The organism is Corynebacterium sp. KPL1814 (assembly GCF_000478175.1).
Classification (GTDB): Bacteria; Actinomycetota; Actinomycetes; order Mycobacteriales; family Mycobacteriaceae; genus Corynebacterium.
In genome coordinates this window covers 443,761-467,611 of sequence record NZ_KI515774.1, presented here as the reverse complement: position 1 = coordinate 467,611, position 23,851 = coordinate 443,761, and the positions used below count along the sequence as shown (strand labels likewise).

The 23,851-nt window shown below is 58.7% G+C and carries 24 protein-coding genes; 4 read left to right on the top strand and 20 right to left on the bottom strand.

The window, feature by feature from the left end:
- Positions 1-95: 95 nt before the first annotated feature.
- From frr to rpsB, 4 genes are all read right to left on the bottom strand, one after another.
- Positions 96-653: a ribosome recycling factor gene (gene frr / locus HMPREF1257_RS02165; protein WP_023022888.1), complete on the bottom strand. Its 558-nt coding sequence runs from the start codon at positions 651-653 to the stop codon at positions 96-98.
- A gap of 70 nt (positions 654-723) precedes the next feature.
- Positions 724-1,410: a UMP kinase gene (gene pyrH / locus HMPREF1257_RS02160; RefSeq protein WP_051138368.1), complete on the bottom strand. Its 687-nt coding sequence runs from the start codon at positions 1,408-1,410 to the stop codon at positions 724-726.
- A 227-nt stretch (positions 1,411-1,637) separates the two neighbouring features.
- Positions 1,638-2,450 carry a translation elongation factor Ts gene (gene tsf, locus HMPREF1257_RS02155; RefSeq protein WP_023022892.1) on the bottom strand — a complete coding sequence of 271 codons (813 nt, stop codon included), beginning with the start codon at positions 2,448-2,450 and terminating at the stop codon, positions 1,638-1,640.
- Between the two features lie 304 nt (positions 2,451-2,754).
- Entirely contained in the window at positions 2,755-3,588 is an 834-nt protein-coding gene (gene rpsB / locus HMPREF1257_RS02150) for a 30S ribosomal protein S2 (protein ID WP_005278684.1), read from the bottom strand.
- Positions 3,589-3,979: 391 nt separating this feature from the next.
- Between rpsB and HMPREF1257_RS02145 the strand changes: the two genes are divergently transcribed.
- On the top strand, positions 3,980-4,501 hold the full coding sequence (locus HMPREF1257_RS02145; RefSeq protein WP_023022894.1) for a M23 family metallopeptidase: 522 nt from the start codon (positions 3,980-3,982) through the stop codon (positions 4,499-4,501).
- A 7-nt stretch (positions 4,502-4,508) separates the two neighbouring features.
- Here HMPREF1257_RS02145 and HMPREF1257_RS02140 read toward each other — a convergent pair whose 3' ends face one another.
- From HMPREF1257_RS02140 to rimM, 15 genes are all read right to left on the bottom strand, one after another.
- Positions 4,509-5,426, bottom strand: a complete 918-nt coding sequence (locus HMPREF1257_RS02140) for a tyrosine recombinase XerC (protein WP_023022897.1) — start codon at positions 5,424-5,426, stop codon at positions 4,509-4,511.
- Positions 5,427-5,448: 22 nt separating this feature from the next.
- On the bottom strand, positions 5,449-6,630 hold the full coding sequence (gene dprA / locus HMPREF1257_RS02135) for a DNA-processing protein DprA (protein ID WP_023022899.1): 1,182 nt from the start codon (positions 6,628-6,630) through the stop codon (positions 5,449-5,451).
- Entirely contained in the window at positions 6,627-8,192 is a 1,566-nt protein-coding gene (locus HMPREF1257_RS02130; RefSeq protein ID WP_023022901.1) for a YifB family Mg chelatase-like AAA ATPase, read from the bottom strand. Before HMPREF1257_RS02130 ends, dprA begins: the two co-directional genes overlap by 4 nt.
- Positions 8,179-8,577 (bottom strand): YraN family protein, encoded by a 399-nt coding sequence (locus HMPREF1257_RS02125; protein ID WP_023022903.1) that lies wholly within the window; start codon positions 8,575-8,577, stop codon positions 8,179-8,181. The genes HMPREF1257_RS02130 and HMPREF1257_RS02125 overlap by 14 nt, the downstream gene beginning before the upstream one ends.
- A gap of 182 nt (positions 8,578-8,759) precedes the next feature.
- Positions 8,760-9,065, bottom strand: coding sequence for a DUF2469 domain-containing protein (locus HMPREF1257_RS02120; protein ID WP_005278666.1), 306 nt, complete (start codon positions 9,063-9,065; stop codon positions 8,760-8,762).
- A gap of 61 nt (positions 9,066-9,126) precedes the next feature.
- On the bottom strand, positions 9,127-9,777 hold the full coding sequence (locus HMPREF1257_RS02115; protein ID WP_198010488.1) for a ribonuclease HII: 651 nt from the start codon (positions 9,775-9,777) through the stop codon (positions 9,127-9,129).
- Positions 9,755-10,492 (bottom strand): signal peptidase I, encoded by a 738-nt coding sequence (gene lepB / locus HMPREF1257_RS02110; RefSeq protein WP_023022907.1) that lies wholly within the window; start codon positions 10,490-10,492, stop codon positions 9,755-9,757. The genes HMPREF1257_RS02115 and lepB (HMPREF1257_RS02110) overlap by 23 nt, the downstream gene beginning before the upstream one ends.
- Positions 10,470-11,165 (bottom strand): signal peptidase I, encoded by a 696-nt coding sequence (gene lepB / locus HMPREF1257_RS02105; protein WP_369707576.1) that lies wholly within the window; start codon positions 11,163-11,165, stop codon positions 10,470-10,472. The genes lepB (HMPREF1257_RS02110) and lepB (HMPREF1257_RS02105) overlap by 23 nt, the downstream gene beginning before the upstream one ends.
- Positions 11,166-11,409: 244 nt before the next feature.
- Entirely contained in the window at positions 11,410-11,754 is a 345-nt protein-coding gene (gene rplS, locus HMPREF1257_RS02100; RefSeq protein ID WP_005278655.1) for a 50S ribosomal protein L19, read from the bottom strand.
- Between the two features lie 172 nt (positions 11,755-11,926).
- Positions 11,927-14,134, bottom strand: a complete 2,208-nt coding sequence (locus HMPREF1257_RS02095; protein ID WP_023022912.1) for a YhgE/Pip domain-containing protein — start codon at positions 14,132-14,134, stop codon at positions 11,927-11,929.
- 254 nt (positions 14,135-14,388) lie between these two features.
- Positions 14,389-16,713, bottom strand: coding sequence for a Tex family protein (locus tag HMPREF1257_RS02090; RefSeq protein WP_023022913.1), 2,325 nt, complete (start codon positions 16,711-16,713; stop codon positions 14,389-14,391).
- Positions 16,714-16,872: 159 nt separating this feature from the next.
- Positions 16,873-17,463 carry a hypothetical protein gene (locus HMPREF1257_RS02085; RefSeq protein ID WP_023022915.1) on the bottom strand — a complete coding sequence of 197 codons (591 nt, stop codon included), beginning with the start codon at positions 17,461-17,463 and terminating at the stop codon, positions 16,873-16,875.
- 96 nt (positions 17,464-17,559) lie between these two features.
- A complete protein-coding gene (locus tag HMPREF1257_RS02080; protein ID WP_232208506.1) occupies positions 17,560-17,934 on the bottom strand; it encodes a hypothetical protein in 375 nt (124 codons plus the stop codon).
- A gap of 5 nt (positions 17,935-17,939) precedes the next feature.
- Positions 17,940-18,830 carry a tRNA (guanosine(37)-N1)-methyltransferase TrmD gene (trmD, locus tag HMPREF1257_RS02075; protein WP_023022918.1) on the bottom strand — a complete coding sequence of 297 codons (891 nt, stop codon included), beginning with the start codon at positions 18,828-18,830 and terminating at the stop codon, positions 17,940-17,942.
- Positions 18,827-19,324 (bottom strand): ribosome maturation factor RimM, encoded by a 498-nt coding sequence (gene rimM / locus HMPREF1257_RS02070; RefSeq protein ID WP_023022920.1) that lies wholly within the window; start codon positions 19,322-19,324, stop codon positions 18,827-18,829. Before rimM ends, trmD begins: the two co-directional genes overlap by 4 nt.
- Before the next feature lie 86 nt (positions 19,325-19,410).
- On the opposite strand from rimM, the gene HMPREF1257_RS12455 reads away from it, so the two are divergent.
- Positions 19,411-19,836: a cupin domain-containing protein gene (locus HMPREF1257_RS12455; protein WP_051138367.1), complete on the top strand. Its 426-nt coding sequence runs from the start codon at positions 19,411-19,413 to the stop codon at positions 19,834-19,836.
- Positions 19,837-19,865: 29 nt separating this feature from the next.
- Entirely contained in the window at positions 19,866-20,564 is a 699-nt protein-coding gene (locus tag HMPREF1257_RS02060; RefSeq protein ID WP_034659129.1) for a TetR/AcrR family transcriptional regulator, read from the top strand.
- A gap of 151 nt (positions 20,565-20,715) precedes the next feature.
- On the opposite strand, the gene rpsP is transcribed toward HMPREF1257_RS02060, so the two are convergent.
- Complete coding sequence (gene rpsP, locus HMPREF1257_RS02055; RefSeq protein WP_023022926.1) at positions 20,716-21,216, bottom strand: 30S ribosomal protein S16; 501 nt, start codon at positions 21,214-21,216, stop codon at positions 20,716-20,718.
- Positions 21,217-21,572: 356 nt separating this feature from the next.
- Here rpsP and HMPREF1257_RS02050 point away from each other — a divergent pair, with 356 nt between their 5' ends.
- The gene (locus HMPREF1257_RS02050; protein WP_023022928.1) at positions 21,573-23,840 is read left to right on the top strand and encodes an acyltransferase family protein; all 2,268 of its coding nucleotides are present in this window, start codon (positions 21,573-21,575) and stop codon (positions 23,838-23,840) included.
- Positions 23,841-23,851 lie beyond the last annotated feature (11 nt).

The following is a 23,851-nucleotide window of genomic DNA, read 5'->3' as shown; positions in this document are numbered from 1 at the left end:
ATGCGCGTCGCGGGGCTTATCTATTTCCTATACAAAAATACTACGTATAGAAAAGCGCCGCCGGCCGATGTGGGCGCGGCGGCAGCGGAAAAGGCCTAGACCTCCATCAATTCGGATTCCTTGTTTTCCACTAGCTTGTCAACCTGATCGACGTAACCAGCGGTAATCTTTTCCATTTCCTTTTCTGCGGCAAGGACCTCATCCTCGCCCTCTTCGCCATCCTTTTGGAGCTTCTTCAGCTGCTCCATGGCCTTGCGGCGGATATTACGGATGGCAATCTTGCCGTCTTCGCCCTTGCTCTTGGCCAGCTTGACCATTTCCTTACGGCGCTCCTCGGTCAACTGCGGAACGGTCACACGCAGTACGTGGCCATCGTTGGTGGGGTTAACGCCCAGGTCCGAGTTGCGGATGGAGTTTTCAATCTCTTGGATCATGGACTGCTCGTATGGCTTGATGAGCAACATGCGCGGTTCTGGAACAGAGATAGTAGCCATCTGAGTAATCGGGGTCGGCGCACCGTAGTACTCCGCGATGAGCCCGTTGAACATCGCCGGGTTCGCGCGTCCGGTACGAATGGTCACCAGCTGCTCGCGGGTGTGCTCGACGGAAGCGGTCATGTGCTCTTCTGCTTCGAGCTGAATGTCATCGATCATGAGGCTGAATCATCCTTCAACGTTGAGGGGTAGCTGTATAAAAGGTAGCAGGTTCTGTGCCGTTTTAGAATTAGGACTGCACCAGCGTGCCGATAACCTGACCGCTGGCCGCGCGGGCGATATTCCCCTCTTCCAAGAGGTTGAAGACCAAGATCGGCATGTCATTGTCCATGCACAGGCTGAAGGCGGTTGCATCGGCGACCTTGAGGCCCTTTTCAATGACCTCGCGCGGAGTGATTTGGGTGTAGAGCTCCGCATCGGGGTTCGTGCGTGGGTCGTCGGAGTACACGCCATCAACGCCCTTGGCCAAGAAGAGGACATCGGCGCCAATTTCTAGTGCGCGCTGCGCGGCCGTAGTATCCGTGGAGAAGTACGGCATGCCCATGCCGGCACCGAAGATAACGACGCGGCCCTTCTCCAGGTGGCGGTCAGCGCGCAGTGGCAGGTACGGCTCGGCGATTTGCGCCATGTTGATAGACGTTTGCACGCGGCAATCAACGCCCTTTTGCTTCAGGAAGTCCTGCAGGGCCAACGAGTTCATGACCGTGCCCAGCATTCCCATGTAGTCAGAGCGGGCGCGGTCCATGCCGCGCTGTGAAAGCTCTGCACCGCGGAAGAAGTTGCCGCCGCCGATCACCACGGCGATTTCGATGCCCTGCTCGGCCACTTCAGCGATTTGGCGAGCAACGTTATCGACAACGTCCGGGTCGATGCCAACCTTGCCGCCGCCAAACATTTCGCCGCCGAGTTTCAGCATTACTCGTTTGTATCCGGTTCGCTTCTCGTCTGCAGAAGTCACGCCTTCATCGTCTCCTTTTGCGGGGGCTGATTTATTTCTTTTCTATCTTACCTACACTGCCCCCGCTTCCCCACACCGCACCGCAGGCCAGTAGCCACCCCTTCCCCATCGCCCCTAGACAGCAGAAAAGCCCACCGAGAGGGTGTACCTCCCGTGGGCTTTAAAGGCTAAAAAGCGGTTGAGGCTTAAGCGCCAACCTCGTAGCGGACGAAGCCGGTGATGGTGGTGCCGGCCTCTTCTGCGACCTGCTTAACGGTCTTTTTGTTATCGGACAAGGAAGCCTGCTCCAGCAGAACAACGGACTTGTAGAAGCCGTTCAGGCGGCCTTCCACGATCTTTGGAAGCGCAGCCTCAGGCTTGCCCTCCTCGCGAGTGGTGGCCTCAGCGATGGAGCGCTCCTTCTCGACGATCTCTGCAGGAACGTCTTCGCGCTTCAGGTACTCAGCGTTCATAGCTGCAATCTGCAGAGCGGCAGCGTGTGCGCCTTCCTTGTTGCCTTCGTAGGAAACCAAGACACCGACTGCAGGAGGCAGGTCAGCGGAGCGCTGGTGCAGGTAGACAGCAACGTTGTCGCCATCGACGGTGACTGCACGGCGTGCCTGCAGCTTCTCACCGGTCTTTGCGGACTCCTGGTCAACGAACTCGGAGACCTTCTGGCCGTCGATCTCTACGTTGTTGAGTTCTTCCGGGGAGTTAGCCTTGGCTGCGGCTGCAGCTTCGACAATCTTCTTGGCGAAGGACTGGAAGCCCTCGTTCTTTGCCACGAAGTCGGTCTCGCAGTTGATCTCAACCATGGTGTTGCCGGATACGGCAACGAGGCCCTCGGTAGCCTCGCGGTCAGCGCGCTTGGACACGTTCTTCGCGCCCTTGATGCGCAGGAATTCAACGGCCTTGTCGTAGTCGCCGCCGTTTTCTTCTAGGGCCTTCTTGCAATCGAGCATGCCGGAGCCAGTTGCTTCGCGCAGTGCCTTCACGTCTGCAGCAGTGTAGTTCGCCATAGTTAGGGCGATCCTCCTTGAAAATCAGTCAGTGTTCGTTGAGACAGCGTAGCCGAAGAAGCGGTCTCGCGCCGTCTTTGGGTGGGGGTATCTACCCCAGTTTCCTTCATCAATGCGATTGTACGGAGGCTAGTTTTAGCCGCCTCCAGCATAGATAAAAGTAACCCCCACCGCCGTAGCACACGGTGGTAGGGGTTAGGTAAACAGCCTTGTACAGGAATTATTCCCTAGCTGCCCCACACCAAGATGTGCGTGGGGTATTCAATTAAGTGCAGTTAAGAAAGAATCCTCACAAGAGGCAGGCCTACTGTGCAGGCTTGTCTGCGGGTGCTTCCTCAGCCTTTTCTGCAGAAGCAGGATCGGATGCGGCTGCAGCAGCCTCAGCATCGCGCTGTTCCTTCTCTGCGGAATCGCCGGCAGCTTCCTTAGCGGCTGCAAGCTGGCGCTCCTCGCGAGCCTTCTTGCCCTCTTCGACGGCAGAAGCCACGATGCCGGACAGCAGCTTGGTGGAACGGATTGCGTCATCGTTGCCCGGAATCGGGAAGTCAACGTCATCCGGGTCGCAGTTGGTGTCCAAGATGGCAACAACCGGGATGTTCAGCTTGTGAGCTTCCTTAACCGCGATGTGCTCCTTGTTGGTGTCAACAATCCACAGTGCGGATGGGGTCTTGGCCATCTCGGAGATGCCGCCCAGAACGCGCTCAAGCTTGGCGCGCTCGCGGTTGAGCATCAGAACTTCCTTCTTGGTACGGCCCTTGTAGCCGTCCTCGCGCTCATCCATAGCCTGAAGCTCCTTCATGCGCTTCAGACGCTTGGACACGGTCTGGAAGTTGGTGAGCATGCCGCCCAACCAACGGTGGTTGACATAAGGCATGCCGACGCGGGTTGCCTCTTCAGCAACTGCTTCCTGCGCCTGCTTCTTGGTGCCAACGAAAAGGATGGTGCCACCGTGAGCGACGGTTTCCTTAACGAATTCGTATGCCTCATCGATGTAGGTCAGCGTCTGCTGCAGGTCGATGATGTAGATGCCGTTACGGTCGGTGAAGATGAAACGACGCATCTTCGGGTTCCAGCGACGGGTCTGGTGGCCAAAGTGCACACCAGCGTCGAGGAGCTCGCGCATGGTTACAACTGCCATGATTCGCTCGCTTTCTTTTAATTGTCTTTCGGTTTTCCAAATGTGCGGTGTTTTATTCCGCACCCTAGCAACGAAGGCCCTGCTAACACCTTGTTTCCAAGGACCACGTCAGCTACCGGACCGCCACACCCTTGACGCAGGATGCAACAACTTCGTCGCGCGTAGTCAATGCCTCCGTGATGATTACCACCCAGCGGACACACTGCTATAGAAGACAATAATCCCAGCCAGCTGGAATTTCCAAACCGAACGAGCACTTTTCCACAAGTTTCTCTGGGCGTTTCACCTCGATTGTCACTCGAGTTTCTTCCGCCCCACCGCTGCTAGTTTATCCACAGCCGGTCCACCCTTCGCCGGGCATTATTGACCGCAGCGCTCCACACTGTGCCCCATGCACCTATTGCCACGACCACGAAACACCGCCGCTTGCCGATGCCCCCTTATCCCCACCCTCGCCACCATCCTCACTGGTGCGCTGGTTCTACTGTGCGCGGCGCCCGCTGCCGCATACGTCGATCCCGCCTCGGGTAAACCGCGCCCGGTGCGAGTGCTGCGCGGGTTTGATAAGCCCGAGCATAAGTGGAGCACGGGCCACCGAGGCGTCGATATGGCCCTAAGAATTGGCAGCCCAGTCGTCGCCGCCGAATCCGGCACCGTGGCTTTTGTCGGCACCGTTGCAGGAACTCCGGTGGTGTCGATTGACCATGCCGATGGCATTCGCACCACGTATCAACCCGTGCACGCGAGCGTTACCCAAGGCCAAGCGGTGCACGAGGGCCAAACCATAGGCAAACTCGGCCACCCAGTAGACGGCACACCAGGGCTGCATTGGGGCGCGCGGATTGCCAAAGACAGCTACATCGACCCCTTAAGCCTGCTGGATATGCCGGTCATCCGGCTCAAGCCTTTATAAGAATCACTCAGGCCCGCGGGTGGGCCTGGGAATAGACCTGCTTTAGCCGCTTTGCGGAAACATGCGTATAAATCTGTGTGGTACTCAAAGACGAGTGACCCAGTAACTCTTGGACCACGCGCAAATCCGCGCCGCCTTCTAAGAGGTGTGTAGCCGCAAGGTGGCGCACCCCGTGAGGTGTTAGGCCGCTTGTGCCGGTAATCGTGGCAGCTTTGTCCACGATGCGCCGCACCTGGCGCTGGTCAATGCGCGCTCCCCTGCTGCCTACAAAGATGGCGCGGGTATCTCCTCGCGCCATTTCTTTGCGCCCGCCGTCTAACCACTGCTGCAGGGCATCGGTTGCGGCAGCGCCGAAGGGCACGACCCTTTGCTTATTTCCCTTACCGGTTACACGTGCGGTGGACCGCTTTAAGTCCACGTCTTCTATATCGAGGCGGACCAATTCCGCCACGCGCATTCCGGTGGCATAGAGCAACTCCAAAATGGCGCTATCGCGCTGAAAATGCGCTTCATCGACAGAAACCGCATTGCCCACAAGCTCTCCCGCCTGCTGCGGTGCCATCACCGTCGGGAGATGCTGGCCCACCTTCGGTGTTACCAATCGTGCCGCAACATCGCGGGTGAGGTAGCCTTCCCTTTCCGCCCAGGTAGAAAAGGCTTTAACTGAGGCAGTCCTGCGCGCCAGCGTTGCGCGCGCCTTTCCTTCTGCGACCGCGTTTCCTAGCCACTGGCGCAGGTTATTGAGGTTAAAATCCGCAAATGTATCGATGTCTTGGGCCAGGTTTTTTAAGTCCGCGCGGTAGCCACGCACCGTGGCCTCCGCACGGCCTTTGACATGGAGTTGGAAGTCCGCAAAGTCCTCGATTGCCTCGTCCATTTGCCTGACCGGGCCATGGGTTACTGCGGTCTTCCGTTTATCACTCATACCCCACGAGTTTACTTGCTTTTCAGCCCATCTCTAAGCGAACCCAGTTATTTCCTTCCCTCACGATTACGCACATTTTCTCTAGGGCAAGCAATAAGTGGATAGTAAGGGGCAGGCGGAATCCCGCGTCCCGTGCAATTTCTTCAGCGGTGGCCGCAGGGCTGCCCGGCGGCGGGGTCGCGTCAAAGACCCGCAGCTCATTCCGCGATAATCGCTGCGTTAAGGACGCCGCAAAATTCATCTCGTATTGCGCCTCCGGATCGACCGTCCCGGCGCGGCTGACCAGGGCGCGAACTTCGTCGGCGCTGGCGACCAACTGGGCCCGCCCGTCCTGGATGCGCTGGTGGCACCCGAGCGAACCGCTCGTCGTAATTGGTCCCGGCACCGCCATGGCAACGCGCCCCAAGGCTTCTGCCCAGTTGAGGGTATTAAGCGCGCCCGAGCGATATGCCGCTTCCATGACCACGATTCCTTGGCTCAGCGCCGCAACAAGGCGGTTGCGAATGAGGAAGCGATGCCGCTTGGGTGCTGTCTCGGGGGCGAATTCGGAAACGATGCAGCCATTATCGGCTATCTGGTCAAAGAGTCCGCCGTTGCGGGCCGGATAATTCTTATCGATCCCGCATGCGGCGACAGCAATAGTGCGACCCGCGTTGTGCAAGGCGGTCTCATGCGCCACGGTATCTACGCCCAAGGCGCCGCCGGAGACGATAGTCCATTCATGATTCACTAGGCCCGAGACCACGCTTTGGGTTGCTTGCCACCCGTAGCGCGAAATGGCGCGCGTGCCCACGATTCCAACGGCCTGCCCTACCTCGGGTTTCAGCGCTGAGCCGCGTACCCACAAGCTATGCGGAGGCACCGCTTGCTCATCGAACGTGGCCGGCGCGTCCGCGCCATTCTGGTAAAAGCCAAAGGCAGAAGAAAACGCCTCTGCTGGCCACTCCGGGCTATCGGCCGTAATCAAGCGCGCCCCAACGCGCTCTGCCGCAGCGAGATCTTCTTTTTGCCGCACCCAATCAAACCGCGAGGCGGTGCGTGCTAAAAGAGGCCCGATCCAATCGGCTCGGTGATAAATCCCGTGGGCAATCTCTTCTGCCGAACGATGTTCCAGCAAGGCCTGCAAGGAGGCAGACGGGCCCTCTACCACGCGATTGAGATATACCCATGTGGCAAGCGGCGTCGATAAATCAAGATCGCTCATGCCGAAATCCTCCCTACCGTTTGGCTCGAACGAAGGTCGAGGGCTTGGCCCACTTCCGCGAGATCGGGTGTGGAGCTGCCGTGCAAATCTGCCAAGGTCCACGACACGCGCAGGACGCGGTCGATGCCGCGCTGTGAAATCTCGCCCTCGGCAAGGTAGGCAGACAACATGATCATCGCGGACTCGGAAGCCGGGCGGTGCCGGCGCAAATAGGACGAGGGCACGGCACCGTTAACGCGTGCCGGAATGCCGTCGGCTGCCCACCGCGCCCGGGCACGGTCGCGAGCCGCAGCGACCCGCTCGGCAATGGCGGCAGATGACTCTTCGCCCTCCGCATTGATGGTGGCTGACTGTCCGGAGAGGGTGACCACCATGTCCAAGCGGTCGCGCAACGGCCCCGACAGATTCGATAGATAATTAAGCCGGTCATGCGGATTGCAGGTGCATTTAGAGGGATCTTCGGCGGCGCACCGACAGGGGTTGGCGGCCATAATCAGTTGGAATCGCGCCGGGTAGTCAATCTCCTGCTGCGCGCGTGCCAGGCGGACATGGCCTTCTTCCAAAGGCGCGCGCATTCCGTCGAGGACCGGGGCGCTTACCTCGCTGACTTCATCGAGGAAGAGCACCCCATTATGGGCCAGGCTTACCGCCCCTGGGCGAGGATGACCGCTTCCACCACCAAGGAGCGCTGCGCGGGTAACCGAGGAGTGCGGGGCGATGAAGGGCGCGTGGGAGACCACTTCACCGGGGGTCCCCGTGAGCGAGTGGACCGCGGTGGTTTCTACCATTTGGTCCAGGCTTAGCGCCGGAAGAATGCTGGGCAGGCGCGAGGCGATCATGGATTTTCCCGAACCTGGTGGGCCAATCATCAACAGGTGGTGCCCACCGGCGGCGGCGACTTCCGCAGCCCACTTGGCATGGTGTTGTCCGGCTATATCGCAATAGTCGAGGCGTTCCTGTGCGGGCGTCGGTGCGGGTTGATCAGAGCGACACTCGGCCGCGCGAGGCAGGTCACGCTCTCCTAGCGCCCAGGCAAAGGCATCAAAGAGCGTGGCTGCAACCAGCACATTCATATCGGGAACGAGGGTGGCCTCGGCCGCATTGCCTGGCGGAATGACCAGCGTAGAAATGCCCTCCTCGCGGGCGGCAAGAAGCGCTGGGATGATGCCGGGTACTGCCCTAACCGTGCCGTCCAGGCCTAGTTCCCCAAGCACCAGGGTTTCTTCGAGAACCTGACTGGGTGATTGCACGGAGCGCGCGTAGTCAGCGCCGTGCTGTTCTACGTGGGCGGCAAGAATCGCAAGGGCCATGGGCAGATCAAAGTGGGAGCCTGATTTTGGGAGCGAGGCCGGCGACATAGAGACAATCACCTTGGTTTTCGGCCATGGCAGGCGGGAGTTCGCGGCGGCGGTCTTGATGCGGTCGCGGGATTCAGATATCGCGGTATCCGCATGCCCCACCACATGGATTCCGGGCAGGCCGTGCCCTACGTTGGCTTCGACATTGATGACGCGGGCGAGCACGCCGTGCAGGGAGACTGCTAAGCATTTACCGAGGGCCATCGTCGACCCCCGTAAAGTGCTCTAGTTCAAAACCCTCGCCTTTGACGACGAGAGCAATGACATCGAAGCGCACGGTGGCCAGTGGCTTGCCGTCTAGCCACTGGACGGCGGCCCTGCGCATGCGGGAAAGCTTGTGTGGAGTCACGGCCTCGGCTGTGCCAAAGCTCGCGGTAGAGCGGGTTTTCACCTCCACGAAGACGATCGTGCCATCGGGCTCGCGGGCGATAAGGTCGATTTCTCCCACTCGGTAGGAAACGTTGGCGGCGATAATATCGGATCCACGCTCGCGGAGGTAGCGCGCGGCGAATGATTCTCCCCGCTTGCCTAGTTCTTGCCTGTGCCGGGGGCGCTTCGTAGCGAGGTGTTTATCGGATGCAAATTGCATGTGCGGCCTCCTTTTCTTTCGTGCTGTTTGTGCTGCACGCACAGAACACCGCAGGATGCGGGCCGGCTACAAGCCCGAAAACCAGAAAACCGCCGCGGATGTGAATAACTTCGGCATGACGAAGAGTTATCCACAGCTGCGGCGGGATGAAGTGGGCGCCGAGTTGACAGGCGCCCAGTGCCCTAGTCCGGCATGATGAAATCCGGCTTATCCAGTTCCTCGATATTGACGTCCTTGTAGGTAATGACGCGGACGTAGCGCACAAAGCGCGCGGAACGATACATATCCCATACCCAGGCATCGGACATGCGCACCTCGTAGTACACATCGGGCCCGGCGGTATGGGGAATCAGTTCTACGGCATTGGCCAGGTAGAAACGGCGCTCGGTTTCTACGACATAAGAAAACTGGCTGACAACATCGCGATATTCGCGGTAAAGGGACAGCTCTACCTCTGCCTCGTAGTTTTCGAGTTCCTCTGCACTCACTTGGACCTCCAAAAGATGGGATAGCTCGCCCTAGCTTAGCGCGCAGAAACCACAAATTTCGCTAGGCACGCGCAGTGAATTGGGCATGGGCGCGCTGCACATTGCTGTAGCTCATGCGGTGTTCCGGGCTCGCCCCCAAAGCGGCAATCGCGGCCTCGTGCGCCTTAGTGCCATAGCCCTTATGCCCAACCAATCCATAGCCCGGAAAGCGCTCATCCAGATCCCGCATGAGGTGATCCCGGCTTACCTTGGCCAACACGCTTGCCGCCGCGATACAGCGCGCCGCCGCATCCCCGCCGATGATGGGCAGGTGAGGTTGAGTAAGGCCGGGGATAAAGAGGGCATCGGAAAGCACATAGCCCGGGCGCTTGTCCAGGCGCGCTACCGCCCTGCGCATGCCTGAGGTATTCGCGTGCTGGATGCCGCGCTTGTCGATGTCCCCTGCCTCAATATGCACCACAGACCAGTCCACAGCCTTGTCTTTAATGATGGGAAAGAGCTTCTCACGTTGGCGGGGCGTGAGCTTTTTGGAATCGGTTAAGGTATCCAATTCACCCACGATGCGCTCGGGCAGGATGCAGGCGGCGATGGTGATGGGGCCGCAGCACGCACCGCGGCCGGCTTCATCCACCCCAGCGACGGGGCCGAGCCCCGCCCGGGCCAGCGCTACCTCAAAGGTGCGCTGCTGCTTAAGCTGCCGCATCCTGGATATCCGGATCGTCGATACCACCAAAGCGCGATACGGGCAGGACCACGGCTTCTACCTTGCCGCGCACATTGTCTACCGGCACGGTGCCTTGCAGGTGGTCGCCGATGTGCGCGCGGGAATCAAGAGAATTGGTGCGGTTATCCCCCATGACCCACATATTGCCTTCCGGGACGGTCACGGGGCCAAAGTACTCGCCGCCACAAGCCTGCGAGCCAGAGCCGGGATCCACCGGAATCTCGGGAGGATCCAACGTGAAGCTCTGATCTATTGGTTCACCGTCCACCATCACCGCGGAATCGCCCTCTTCGCACTTGACCGTCTGGCCCTCGGTGGCGATAACGCGCTTGACCAAGATATTTTCCCCATTGGGCAAAAGCCCCACGGATGCAAGGGCATTTTGGGCACCGCGCACCAGCACGTTTTCGGAGCGCTGGACTTCAAATTCGGTATTCCAGGATTCTGGTCCTTCAAATACCACGACATCGCCCGGGTCTGGGTCGTGGAAGTAATAGCTCATCTTCTGCACCGCGATGCGGTCATTATCGCAGCCAGTACAGCCATGCAGTGTGGGTTCCATCGATGCGGAGGGAATGACATACATCCGGCCGACGAAGGCCTGCAATAGGACCAAGAGCACGAAGCCGCCTATGACCGGCGCGAGGAAATCGCGGGTGCGCAGGCGCTGTTGTTGCGGCTTAGCTTTGGATGTCTGGGTCATCGACCCCACCAATGCGGTTGAACGGCCAGAATACGAACTGCACCTTTCCGCGCACATTATCTACGGGAATCGTGCCGTGGAAATTATCGCTCATGTGGTAGCGCGAATCGGCAGACGCGGTGCGGTTATCCCCCATGACCCAGATATTGTCTTCGGGCACCTTTACCGGGCCGAAGTACGGGCCGCCGCAGGCTTCCGATCCGGTCGACTCATCCACCGGGTAAGTCGGCGGGTCCTGTACGTAGTCTTGATTGATGGGCTTGCCATCCACCATGACCGCGGGATCACCCTCTTGGCACGACACTGTCTGTCCACCGGTAGCGATAACGCGCTTGACCAGGGTATTTTCATCTGGCGGCGCCAGGGAAATAAAGCTCAACACATCCTGGATGCCATGAATGACGGAATTGGATGAGCGCGGTGACACGTAACTCGAGTTCCAGTCGTCCGTGCCTTTAAAGACCACGACGTCTCCTGGCTCTGGGCCCTTATCGCCGTAGTAGGAGACTTTTTCTGTAAAGATGCGGTCATTGGTGCATCCCTCACAACCGTGCAGCGTCGGCTCCATGGATCCTGAGGGAATCACGTATTGGCGGCCAATGAAGTTTTGGAATAGCCCCACGACCACCAGCACGGAAAGGACGACCACGAGAGTCTCCAGCCACCACGGCATTTGTTTTTTCTCCGTGGATGCCTTCTCCGTGGCCGCTTCTTTGCCCTGCGAGATGCTTTCGTTGTTCACCCGTCAGATCCTAGCAACTGCGTGCCCGCGATCCGGATTGGCTCCCGTGCCTGCGGGGCGATTCACAGGAAATCGAAATGATTCGAGGGGTGCACAATAAAAATCTCCCTCCCTTTCCGGCACTGTGCATGCAGGAAAGGAAGGGAGATAGGCGGCGCCCAGGGCGGCGCTAGAACTAGCGACGCTCCTTGATGCGAGCCTTCTTGCCGCGCAGATCGCGCAGGTAGTACAGCTTCGCACGACGGACGCGGCCGCGGCGGGAGACCTTAATGGACTCGAGGTTCGGGGAGTGAACCGGGAAAGTACGCTCTACACCGATACCGAAGGAAACCTTACGCACGGTGAAGGTCTCGCGAATACCGGAGCCCTGGCGGCGGATGCAGATGCCCTTGAAGAGCTGTGCACGCTCGTTGTTACCCTCAATAACCTTGACGTTGACGTCGAGGGTATCGCCGGGGCGGAAGGACGGGATGTCGTCGCGCAGCTGTGCTGCATCGACCTTGTCGATAATGTTGGTCATACCAATATTCCTTTTCAGTTTGGGACAGAGGACCCTAGCGGCGCATAGCCTGACCGGTTCGTGCCCGTTACATAGAACAATGGACTATTTTTCCATAGGAACCGGCCAATTCCAAATTCCTCCGCTTCGCAGATTTACTACCCTACCTGGGGCGAACGGGCCGGGGGGCACCCTAGGCGGGCATGGGCGAGCGGAAACGGGAATGGTGCTCATCGAGGATCTTCGCCGTGCCCAGGTGCCGCGCGCGGAAAACAAGGTACGAGGCCCCCACGGCAATCACCGTGATGCTAAAGAGGATGATAATCCCACTCCAGAACGTTCCATCATGAATGCCATCGGTGGCGCGGGTAAACGCATCCTTGGCATAAGACATCGGGTGGAAGGGGTGCAGCAGGCTCAGCGCGCGCGGAATCGCCACGACTGGCCATACCCCGCCAAAGACCATCACGCCCAGGGCGAAGGCGCCGGCGGCAAAGACCGAACCAATCTTGCGCCCAAAAGTAACTAGGAAGAACTGGTAGGTCGCAGCACCTACGGCGGATATCGCAGCGAGTACGAGGGCGATCATGGACCAGCTTGCCGGCTGCCATCCCAGGGTAGAAGACATCAAGGCCATAAACGCCAGCACGAGGAAGTTCAGCCCGGTTAGCGCGGCAAAAGCGCCGAATACGCTGCGGGCAGGGCTAGTTACCCGTGCTCCCCTACGCGCCATGTAGTACGGCAGCGTCATCGCCAGCAGCAGCATCACGAGGAAGCCGAATACAAGCACGAAGAGCATGGAGGCACCGCCGGTAATATTCTTCTCGGTCGGATCCGCTGGGTTGACCACCGTTTGCACGGGGTGGACATTAGATGCGGTGAAATTGATGGGCACCGCCATATTTTGCGCCGAATCCTCTGGACGGGAAACGGTGGGGGCTTTGGCGGCGCCATCGGCAAGTTTTGTGGATAGTTCGCCGGAACCTTCCTTGAGGCGATCCATGCCGCCCGTCAACTCAGCTCCGCCTTCTGCCAGCCGGCCAGTGCCCTCCTTAAGCGAGCCCGTGCCATCGTGGAGGCGAGATGCGCCATCCTGCAGGCGGGTCGCACCGTCCTGCAGCTGTGCGGTACCGCTGCTTAGCGTTCCGACTCCACCGCGCAATTCCTTAATGCCATCGGACAGGCGGTGTGCCCCGCCGTTCAGCGTGGTAAGGCCACCCAGATATTCCGATTGCGGATCGGACAGGTTGTAGTGCAGCTGGCCGGTACCTGCGGACAGTTTTTCCAGTTGCCCCACCATATTTTCACTGGATGCGGGATCGAGCTTGGATACGAGGGAATAAAGCTGGTCTGCTTGTTGGTTCATGCCAAGCCCGCGCAGAACGTCTACCAGCTGGTTAAGACCGGGCACCACGGCTTGGGCTTGTTTCAGCACGGGGATGAGCATGCCCGTGAGCTGATTGACACCGGCATCGATTTGGCCCGCACCATCGGCGAGGCGGCCGGTGCCGGCAAGGAGCTTGTCGGAGCCATCGGCAAGCTGAGAGGCGCCGTCATCGAGGCGCGCGGCGCCATCGCTCAGCCGGCCTGCACCATCATTCAACTGGCCGACGCCATCATTGAGCCGCGTCGTTCCGTTGAGGAGCTCGGCCGTGCCGTTATTAAGCGTTCCCGCACCATTGTCGAGCTTATTGATTCCGTCAATCGCGCGCCCGCCGCCCTCTTGCAGCTTGCCGACGCCCTCATCGAGGCGTCCCGCGCCGTCCGCGGCATTGTTCAGGCCGTCGCTCAACTTAGTAAGCCCCTCGATGACCTGGTCAGCGTACTTTTTGGAAATGGCGTTTTCAACACTCGTCTGTACCTGCGGAATGAGGCTGGAGGAAATCACTGAGCCATTGGTGCCATAGTAGTCATTGGTAGCGAAGTTAATATCCGGCTTTTCGGGCTTATCGCTGATGATGGTCACGGCCTGCTCGGAAAAGTTCTTCGGAATCGTCACCACCATCAAGTATTTGCCCTTGACCAGGCCCTCATCGCCTTCGTTCTTTTTGACCTCAGAAAAGTTGAGGTAATCGGTATCCAGCAGGCCCTCGACCACTTGGTCGCCATAGTTGGTGTGCTTGCCCTGCTTATCCACGCCCGCGTCTTCATTGACCACTGCGAGGTCAATATTGCGCATGTACTTGGACGGATCCCACATGGCCCACATCATGGTTCCGGCCACGATGATGGGCGCAACGAGGAAGAATACGATAAGCACCCGCGACAAAGCGCTGCGCGGGCGCCAATCCAGAAGGCGGTGCCAGCCCAGCACTCCCCGGCCCTTGTGTTCCTCGCCGCTTATCGAAGGCATCTCTGCAGTGTCCCCAGCGCCTTGACCGCTATCGGCCGCACGACTCATAGTTGTCTCCTTATGGCAGTAGTTCAGCGTCTCCCCTTGCCCATCTGCTCAGGAGTGCCTCGCTGAAATAGGAGAAGAAGGACGCCATTTACTTAGTTTTGCCAAACTTACCATTAATAGGCGCGGGAGTCCGCATCGACTGCGACGTGGCGGTCATATTTTTCGGCGCGTGCGCGGTTGGCGGGGAAATTTCCCCACCGTCGCCTCAAGCAACTGCCCACCTTGCGGTGCTGGTAGGCCGCTGCACCGAGAAGTTAGAAGCCGGCCTTCTTCAGGGCATCGGCCATGGTCCCCTTGGCTGCCGGGCGCCCGCGGGAGCCTCCACGATCGGAGTTGCGGCCCCCCTTCTTCCCTGCTGCGCGCGAGGGCTTTTGACCGCCGCGCTTGCCGGATCCGCGCGGCGAATCGCCGCCGCGACGCTTCGGCGCAGGCTGGCCTGGTTCATCATCCAGCCGCAGCGACAGGCCGATGCGCTGGCGATCGACGTCAACCTCCATCACCTTAACCTTGACCACCTGGCCAGAGCGCACGACTTCATGGGGATCAGAAACAAACTGATGGCTCATGGCAGAGACATGGACAAGGCCGTCTTGATGCACGCCGACATCGACAAACGCACCAAAGGCCGCCACGTTGGTGACCGTTCCCTCCAAAACCATGCCGGGGTTAAGGTCAGAGACCTTATGTACGCCTTCTTTAAAGGTGGCGGTCTTAAACTCAGGGCGCGGATCGCGGCCGGGTTTATCCAATTCGGCGATAATATCGCTCACGGTAGGAATACCGAAGGTCTCGTCGGCAAAATCGGCGGGATCCAGCTTGTCCAGTACCCGGGTATTGCCAATGAGCTCGCCGATGCCCAGCCCCGTCTGCTCCGCTATCCGCGTCACGATGGGATAGGCCTCCGGGTGAACTGCGGACGCATCGAGCGGGTCCGCTCCCCCATTAATGCGCAGGAAGCCCGCAGACTGTTCAAAGGCCTTCGGCCCCAAGCGCGGCACCTTCTTCAGCTCCTTGCGGGTAGCAAAAGAACCGTTGTCATTGCGGTAGGCCACGATATTGGCGGCAATGGTGGGATTAACACCCGCCACGCGCTCCAACAGCGGCGCCGAGGCCGTATTGAGATCAACGCCGACGCCATTGACGGCGCTTTCCACCACGCCATCCAGCGTGCGCGCCAGCGACGTCTGGTTCACATCGTGCTGATACTGGCCCACACCGATGGCCTTAGGATCGATTTTCACCAGCTCTGCCAGCGGATCCTGCAGGCGTCGGGCAATGGAGACCGCGCCGCGCAGCGAGACGTCCATATCGGGAAATTCCTCCGCCGCCAGTTGCGAAGCAGAGTAGACCGATGCACCGGATTCGGAGACCACGACGGGCGTCGGCCGCTGGCCGCCAGCTTGTTTGAGCAAGTCAGCAATCTCGTGCGCGAGCTTTTCTGTTTCCCTGGAGGCAGTGCCATTGCCGATGGCCATGAGGTCAACCGAGTGCCGCGCGCACAGCGTGGACAGGGTCTGTACCGCCTGCGACCACTGGTTTTGCGGCTGGTGAGGATAGACGATGGTGGTATCGAGTACCTTGCCTGTTTTATCCACCACGGCGCATTTGGTGCCGTTGCGGTAGCCCGGATCGAGGCCGATGGTGGCGCGCTGGCCCGCTGGTGCGGCAAGCAGCACATCGCGCAGGTTCGTGGCAAAGACCTTAAGCGCGCCTTCTTCTGCTACCTCTTTCAGGCGCATGCGCACATCCAGGCTGGAGGAAACATACAACTTGGTGCGCCATCCCCAGTGCACGGCATTATCCAGCCACGCGGAGCTGCGATCTAGCTCGAACCGATCCGCAATCAGGTCCTCGTAGTCGGCATCGTCACCCGCATCGAGGTGCAACTGCAGCACTCCCTCGTTCTCCCCGCGCAGGAGCGCCAAAATGCGGTGGGAAGGAAGCGAAGAAAAAGGCTCGTTGAAGTCGAAGTAATCCTTGAACTTCGCGCCCTCGGCTTCCTTTCCTTCCACCACCTGCGCTTGCATGGCACCCTGGTTAAACATGCGCTCGCGCACGCCACCGACCAAGTCCGCATCGAGCGCGAACCGATCGATGAGAATGGAGCGCGCACCCTCCAGTGCCTTCTTGGTATCCGCGAAACCTTCCGTGAGATAACCTAGCGCCAGTTCCTCCGGCTGGGCTTTCGGCTGCGCAATCAATGTGTCGGTCAGCTCCTCCAAGCCGGCTTCCCGCGCGATATCCGCCTTTGTCTTGCGCCGCTTCTTATACGGCAGATACAAATCCTCAAGCCGCGCCTTGGTATCGCAGGCGAGGATCTGGCTACGCAGGTCATCGCTAAGCTTGCCCTGCTCTTCAATGGCGGCAAGGATCGTCTCTTTACGCTCTTCCAGCTCGCGCAGGTAGGTGGCCCGCTCTTCGATAGTGCGCAGTTGCGCGTCATCCAAACCACCCGTGGCCTCCTTGCGATAGCGCGCAATGAAAGGCACCGTATTTCCCTCCGCCAGAAGCCTTAGCGCCGTCGAAACCTGGGTTTCTTGAGCGCCAATCTCCGCCGCGATGGTAGCCGCAATATTCACGTAGGTTCCTCACACTTCCATTTCAAAGCTTGGTATGGGACCCACCCAATTTACCGCATGCGTTTTCCGCCGCCCCAGACGGCCAGTGCGGGACACATAAAAATCCTCTTCTTCCCGCACGCTGAAAGCAGGAAGAAGAGGAATGAAACACGCCCCAATTTAGTGGATGACTACCCGGGCTCTATCGCCACCGGAGCAGCTCACCCGCGAGGAATTACCGGAGCAATACATCGTATAGGTACCGCCGGTCTGCGGTGAATAGACGCTCAAGGTGGCATCCGTTCCGCCACCGGCCACCCAATTATTCATGAAAGCGTTGTAGACGTTTTTAGCAAAAGGTGCTGACGTTGGGCCCGTAGCGTAATAACTCGTGTAGTCGCCCCACGAGTGCCCATTGCCACTACTTTCGGGTGCCTGTGCCGGGGCAGGCGCGGGTGCCTGCTCGGTCTTGGTCACGGTAGCTTCACTATCTGACGACTTCTCGTCGTCCTTGTCATCAGCCTTTGAGGAATCAGCCTTTTGCTGGAATTGGGTTTCCTGCGCGGTAGTGCTGGAATTATCCTTATTTCCGGTCACGAAAAAGACGGTCGCAGCGGCAATAGCAAGGAGTGCCACAACTCCCAAAATGATCGCCGCAATCATGGCGCCATTCCCGCCGCGGCTCTGATCAGGCTGAGAATACCCAGGGTACTGGCCATATTGTGGCTGTTGGTTATATCCGCCAAAATCATTTCCATTGGGAGAAGTCATGCGAGAAATCCTTGGAGAGCAAGTAAAACTGCGAGTGTGTGCTGCCCTTACAGTAGCACTACCCAGCACTAATACAAGTATTTCAGGAAATTTTCCTTAATTTTCTTCACTGGTATCTGCGCGCCATACCGGCTCAACCGACCACGCAAATTCGGTATGCCCAATTTCTGTACTCCCCAACCACGACGCTGTGGGTGGCAGGCACTCAGCCACCATGGGTGCGACGGAAGGCAGGGGCGCGGCAGTATCGCCATTGACGATAACCCGCCACAACGGCGTCCCATCCGCTGCGGTTCCATTGCTGAGTTCATATTCCTGGGCCAACGGGCTATCTGCCGGCGGCGACGGAGCAACCACTGTGGCAAAAATATTTACCGGCATAAAACCTGCATCGCGCAATTTCTCTGGCATGCCTGCCTGGCTTTCTTCCCATTCTTCCCGGGGCATCAGCACAGAAAGATCCACACTCACCTGCACTACTGTGCCTTGCCTTCAGATTCACGCTCGCGCAATTGCGCTAAAAAAGCCCTATCCGCCTTGCTCAATTCCACTTGGTCCAATAACTCTGGGCGGCGCTGCCACGTTCGCTCCAATGCTTGTTCTCGGCGCCACCGGTCTACCAGCCCATGATTTCCAGAGGTCAATACCTCCGGCACCGCAAGCCCGCGCCACTCGCGCGGTTTGGTATAGCTCGGCCCCTCCAATAGGCCATCAGAAAAGGAATCCTCTTCATGCGAGCGCTTATTGCCCAATACCCCGGGGATGAGGCGGACTACGGCTTCTGCAATCACCAATACGGCAACCTCCCCGCCAATGAGCACATAGTCCCCGATGGATACTTCCCGAACGCGGTAGCGCTTCTTCGCATCTTCCACCACGCGCTGGTCGATGCCCTCGTAACGCCCACAGGCAAAAACAATATGTTCCTCGGTGGACCATGCCCGCGCATCCGCTTGGGTAAACGGCGCCCCAGCCGGGGTGGGAACGAGAAGCAGCGGGAGATCGCCATCTTCACTGTCGCTCCCTCGATCATCGTGCGCCGCATCGGCGCCATACGCCCGAGCTTCGACACCCTCTAATTCATCATGGCGAGGGCGGTTGAGGTGCGGCAGGGAGGAATCAAGGGTGGGGGCGGTGGTCCCGAGTGCGACATCGTCAAGCGCAGGCCCCCATACCTCGGGTTTCATGACCATGCCTGGGCCGCCGCCAAAAGGCGAGTCATCGACCGATTTATGCGCATCCGTGGCCCACTGACGCAGATCGTGCACGCCCACCTCGAGGCGGCCCTGCTCGATGGCCTTGCCTAAAAGGGCATGGCGCAACGGCTGCAGGTATTCCGGAAAGATGGTCACCACATCGAGCCTCATAGATCCAACAGCCCTTCTGGGGGTTGGATGGTGCACGAGCCGGCTTCCAAGTCCACTTCGGGGACGATGGCATGAACAAAGGGCACCAGGGCGGTGCTGCCCGAAGACAACTCAACCTCCAGGAGGTCTTGGCTAGGACCGTGTACGACGGAAGCCACAGCGCCGATATCTTCTCCATCGTGGATTACGCGCAGGCCTTCAAGCTCGTGGTCATAAAAGCCCTCGCCATCATCCTCTAATGGGGCAGCGAAAAATTGTGTGCCACGCAGGCTTTCCGCCTGGGTGCGATCGGCAATTTCCTTGCACGTCACCAAAAGCCTGCCCTTGTGGCTGCGCACCGCAGAGATGGTCAATTCGTGTTCCTTGCGGCCCTGCCTTCCCTGCAGTTTTTCTCCCACCGCAAAGCGCACCTCGGGCTCATCGGTGGTGGGCTCTACCACCACTTCTCCCTTGATCCCATGCGACTTAATGACGCGCCCAATCATCAATTCCATGGCGCAGAGTTTACCGCATACACCCAGTTGCTCTTATTTCCTGCCACACTCCCCACAACCTCGCTCTTAGGCATTACGCTTGAAGCATGAACGACTCTCCCCACCCGTCTTCCGATCCACGCAGTGCACATCAGGAGGCACCGCACTCACCTTTGATCGACCTGGATCTGGTGGCTTTGGCACCTCCCACCGATCCTGAACGCGAGCGCCCTGGGGTCAAGCGAGTCTTGAACGGAGAGCGCGCAAACCTCATCCTTTTCAGTTTCTCCCCCGGTCAAACCTTGCCGGATCACAAAGCCGCCCACCCGATAACCGTGCAGGCGATACGCGGAGAAGTAAATTTCACCTGCGGGGAGAAGACGGTCACACTAGCCCCAGGTAACATTGTGCACTTACCGGCCTATATAGTGCATAGCGTTGCCGCACCCCTACCGGATGTGAACTCGGACTCACCCACAGAGCAGCCGGACAGGCAACCTGCACTAATGCTTTTAACGATGCTTACAGGCTAATTGGAATACACACACCGTTAAGACAGATTTTGGATACAACGCAGTCTCATAACAAGCCCTATCACCACGGAAACCTCCACGACGAGCTGCTACGGATCGCCGTGCAATTAGGCAAGGAAAAAGGCCCAGAGGCTATTACCATCCGCGCCATCACCCGCGCGGCAGGAGTGTCCCCTACCTCGGCCTACCGGCACTTTAAGGATCAGGAGGAACTGCACGATAAGGTAGCCGAGCTAGCTACCGATGAGCTCGTGCGCCGCCTTCACCGCACCACCGATGAAGTTGGCGACCTCGCCTTCCCCGTCCACCTCGTGCAGATCGGGTATGCCTACCTCGATTTTGCCCTAGATGAAACGAATTTCTTCCGTTGTATGCTGGAATGGAAGGCACTGCGCTTTATGCTCGGCGTGGACCCCTCGACTCCCGATGATCCAAAAAGCGAACACCTGAATCTGATTCAGCGCTACTTCGATCTCTTGGTCCGCCATGCCCAGGCCCTAGGCCAAACGCCTGATAAAGAATATTTCCTACACAATAGCTTGCTGTCGTGGTCCGCCGTCCACGGGTTTACCGTGCTTGCCATTGACGGGCCCCTGTCAAAACTGCCGCGTGAGGAAATCTATAAGCTGTTCAAACCCGTCGTCGCAGGCAGCTTGCGAGGGATGGATTTTAAAGATCCGGGCGATGTATACGCCAATTACCCCGAATTGCGGCCACGCAGTGAATAGCGCTAGCCACTAGCCTTGGTGATGGACGCGCGCTGGCCGAGCGCGCAAAATCCCCCACTCGTTATCGCGCATAAATGCAACGATATCGGGTGGGGGATGAAGTTTATGCACAGCGGCCCTAATTAGTGAAGGGCGCTAGAGAACGAGCAGATTACTCTGCGGACTCCTCAGCATCTTCTGCATCAGCGTCTGCCTCGCCGGCAGCAGCAGCGGCAGCCTCAGCTGCAGCAGCCTCTTCAGCTTCCTTCTTCTTCTTAGCTTCTTCCTTGGCCTTCTTCTTCTCGGTGATGGCCTCGATGGTTGGGCCGTTATTAGCCTCAGACAATGCCTCGTTGAAGATGTCCAGCTTGGACTTCTTCTCTTCGGCAACCTTCAAGGTGCCTTCTGCGCCCGGCAGGCCCTTGTGCTTCTGCCAGTCACCGGTGACCTTCAGTAGTGCCAAGACAGGCTCGGTAGGCTGTGCGCCAACGGACAGCCAGTGCTGTGCGCGCTCGGAGTCGATCTTGATGAGGGAAGGCTCTTCCTTCGGGTGGTAGATGCCAATGTTCTCGATGACCTTGCCGCTGCGGCGGGTACGAGCATCAGCGATAACTACGCGGTATTCAGCGGCGCGGATCTTACCTACGCGCTGCAGTTTAATTTTGACAGCCATGATGGCTCCTTTTCTAGTCACTGGGCAGTTCAGACACGCGCTGTTTAGCACGCCGGTTCAACCCTTGGATTTTATCTGCGCGTGACGTACCGGCCGACCGTAGACGGGAACGGTGTTACGCAGAATGAAACGTCTCATTATCATCAGCAGTTCGCACTACTGCGATAACCCGAACCATTTTAGCGTGTGCAGGCAGTATTTTAAAATCTCCGCGTCTCCCGCGTTTTACCTTGCCCCGTTATGCCTTCGAGACCTTTAAAGAGTACCCTTATTAGCCGAATGTAAACCTTTGCCCCAGAAGGCTTTGAAATACGCCGCGTTTGTTTCCCGTGAACAAGCGCACGAAATGACGTTTTATGACAAATGATTCTCCACGCAACTTTCGATACCGCTATGACCTCGATGGTCTGCGCGGTATCGCAATTGGCCTCGTAGTTATCTACCACGTCTTTGTCGGTCGCGTATCTGGCGGCGTGGATGTCTTCTTACTGCTTTCCGGTTATTTCTTCCTAGGCTCACAGCTGCGCTATGCCGGCAAGCCCAACGCCTCCTTGAACCCATGGTGGCCAATCTGGCGCACGTTGCGCCGCTTGGTACCAAGCCTCGTCCTAGTCATCGGTGTGACGTATATATTGGTGCGCCTTTGCACGCCGCAGCTCATGCGCACTGAATTTACCCAGCAAATTACGGCAACCATGCTGTACTACCAGAACTGGGAACTGGCGCGCCAAAACGCTGACTACACTGCGGCCGCCGCCGATACTTCCCCGCTGCAGCATATGTGGTCAATGTCCGTGCAGGGCCAGTTCTACCTGATGGGCATTGCCTTTGCCCTCATCCTGGCCGCGATTATGAAATGGCGTCCGCAGCAATCTTCGCTGCGGACCAGCCGCTTCCCCACGGTCAACCAAATCGCCGGCCCCATTCTCATCGTGGTGACCATCGTGTCCTTTGCCTATGCCTCGCGCCATGGGCTGCACGGAACGCCAGAAAACTACTACTCCACGTGGTCGCGTGCCTGGGAGTTGACCCTCGGTGCGGTTCTAGCCATCTACGGTTCCGCATGGAAAATCCCTGCACGTTTTTATGACCTGTTTACCGGCCTTGGCCTTTTCATGCTGGTCTTTACCGGCGCCATCATCGCAGAGACCACCGCCTACCCAGGACCGCTCTCGCTTTTGCCTTTGGGCGGTGCCGTGCTCATCATTTTGGGCGGTGGCGGCAAGATCTCCAAGGCCATGGCCTCTAAGAAGGCGCGCTGGCTAGGCGATGTCGCCTATCCGCTGTACCTTTGGCACTGGCCGCTGCTTATTCTGTCCACCTCGTACTTGGGTCAGCAGACCCCGTCGTGGTGGCTGGGCATCATTATTATTGCCATCTCCCTGCTGCTTGCAGATATCACGCATCGCTTCATCGAACGCCCCCTGCGCCAGCACCGCAAGCGACCCTTGGCAGAGGACCTTCCGGCCCACAAGGCGGTCTCTAGTCTGTCCACCCGTGCCGGTGCCGGTCGAGCCATCGGCGGTGTCGTAGTGGCCAGCTGCGTCGCGGCGCTGCTTCTCATTCAGCCGCTGTGGCTGCGCACCATTAATAATGCTGACGCGGAAATGCTCAATCCCCAGCAATATCCCGGAGCCACGACATTCATTAATGACATCACCCCGCCGGACGGAGTAGAAATCAAACCAGATCCCATCGTAGCCGGGGGCATTGAGCCGCCGGTTGCTGCAAACTGGTGCTTCGTGCCCGATACTCAGCCCGCTGATTTCTTCTTTGAGACGCGCAGGGACGGCAAGACCCCTTGCATTTTCGGCGATACTACCGCGGAAAAAGAAGTCTATCTGGTGGGAGGATCCCACGCAGAACAATATTCTTCTGCCCTCGACCGCCTCGGCCGAGAGATGGGTTTCAAGCTGGTTCCCCTCTTGCGCCAAGGTTGCCCCATCGAGCTTGGCGATGACGTCACGGTCAGCCCCGAATGCGCCGAGTGGGGTGAACTGGTCATGGACCGCATCGCCGAAGCCCAGCCAGAGTTGGTTATCTCCAATACCACCCGCCCGCAAAACGAATTCGGGCATGGGCCCGATGCGGTCCCCGCCGGCTACCAAGCCTTCTGGGAAGAACTATCCAAGCGCGATATCCCCTTCCTGGGTTTCCGCGATAACCCGTGGGGATTCGATGAGGACGGGGAGCCGCGCGAATTCGATGAGTGCTACGTTGCCACTGAAGACGCTGTGGGCTGCGGCATGCGGTTTGAGGAGGTTTACCAACCTTACGATCCAGGTGCCGTTGTTCTATCGCAGTACGAAAACATGCTGTCCCTCGATACCGCGCCGTGGTTCTGCGATGCTAATGGCGATTGCCCGGTCATCATCGGAAACACCATGGTCTACCGCGATATGCACCACATCACCAATGCCTTTGCGGATTCCGCGATGCCGATGATCCGAGAAGCCCTCACGCCCTTCTTGAATGGCGAAAAGGTCCAACAAGAGGCGCCAGAAATCTCCCCTGAAGAGGCGGAGGCAGCACTAGAGGAATCGCCAGCTGCCCCCACCACCGGTGGCGCGCGGCGCGCCACCCCAGTGCCGTACCCCAATACCTTGGAAAACGATCCGGTGTAAACGCTCCCCGC

Excerpts from the sequence above, each read along its gene's own strand:
- frr (WP_023022888.1), bottom strand. The coding sequence starts at position 653 with ATGATCGATGACATTCAGCTCGAAGCAGAAGAGCACATGACCGCTTCC.
- pyrH (WP_051138368.1), bottom strand. The coding sequence starts at position 1,410 with ATGCTGAAACTCGGCGGCGAAATGTTTGGCGGCGGCAAGGTTGGCATC.
- tsf (WP_023022892.1), bottom strand. The coding sequence starts at position 2,450 with ATGGCGAACTACACTGCTGCAGACGTGAAGGCACTGCGCGAAGCAACT.
- rpsB (WP_005278684.1), bottom strand. The coding sequence starts at position 3,588 with ATGGCAGTTGTAACCATGCGCGAGCTCCTCGACGCTGGTGTGCACTTT.
- HMPREF1257_RS02145 (WP_023022894.1), top strand. The coding sequence starts at position 3,980 with ATGCACCTATTGCCACGACCACGAAACACCGCCGCTTGCCGATGCCCC.
- HMPREF1257_RS02140 (WP_023022897.1), bottom strand. The coding sequence starts at position 5,426 with ATGAGTGATAAACGGAAGACCGCAGTAACCCATGGCCCGGTCAGGCAA.
- dprA (WP_023022899.1), bottom strand. The coding sequence starts at position 6,630 with ATGAGCGATCTTGATTTATCGACGCCGCTTGCCACATGGGTATATCTC.
- HMPREF1257_RS02130 (WP_023022901.1), bottom strand. The coding sequence starts at position 8,192 with ATGGCCCTCGGTAAATGCTTAGCAGTCTCCCTGCACGGCGTGCTCGCC.
- HMPREF1257_RS02125 (WP_023022903.1), bottom strand. The coding sequence starts at position 8,577 with ATGCAATTTGCATCCGATAAACACCTCGCTACGAAGCGCCCCCGGCAC.
- lepB (WP_023022907.1), bottom strand. The coding sequence starts at position 10,492 with ATGACCCAGACATCCAAAGCTAAGCCGCAACAACAGCGCCTGCGCACC.
- lepB (WP_369707576.1), bottom strand. The coding sequence starts at position 11,165 with ATGCCGTGGTGGCTGGAGACTCTCGTGGTCGTCCTTTCCGTGCTGGTG.
- rplS (WP_005278655.1), bottom strand. The coding sequence starts at position 11,754 with ATGACCAACATTATCGACAAGGTCGATGCAGCACAGCTGCGCGACGAC.
- HMPREF1257_RS02095 (WP_023022912.1), bottom strand. The coding sequence starts at position 14,134 with ATGAGTCGTGCGGCCGATAGCGGTCAAGGCGCTGGGGACACTGCAGAG.
- HMPREF1257_RS02085 (WP_023022915.1), bottom strand. The coding sequence starts at position 17,463 with ATGACTTCTCCCAATGGAAATGATTTTGGCGGATATAACCAACAGCCA.
- trmD (WP_023022918.1), bottom strand. The coding sequence starts at position 18,830 with ATGAGGCTCGATGTGGTGACCATCTTTCCGGAATACCTGCAGCCGTTG.
- rimM (WP_023022920.1), bottom strand. The coding sequence starts at position 19,324 with ATGGAATTGATGATTGGGCGCGTCATTAAGTCGCATGGGATCAAGGGA.
- HMPREF1257_RS12455 (WP_051138367.1), top strand. The coding sequence starts at position 19,411 with ATGAACGACTCTCCCCACCCGTCTTCCGATCCACGCAGTGCACATCAG.
- rpsP (WP_023022926.1), bottom strand. The coding sequence starts at position 21,216 with ATGGCTGTCAAAATTAAACTGCAGCGCGTAGGTAAGATCCGCGCCGCT.
- HMPREF1257_RS02050 (WP_023022928.1), top strand. The coding sequence starts at position 21,573 with ATGACAAATGATTCTCCACGCAACTTTCGATACCGCTATGACCTCGAT.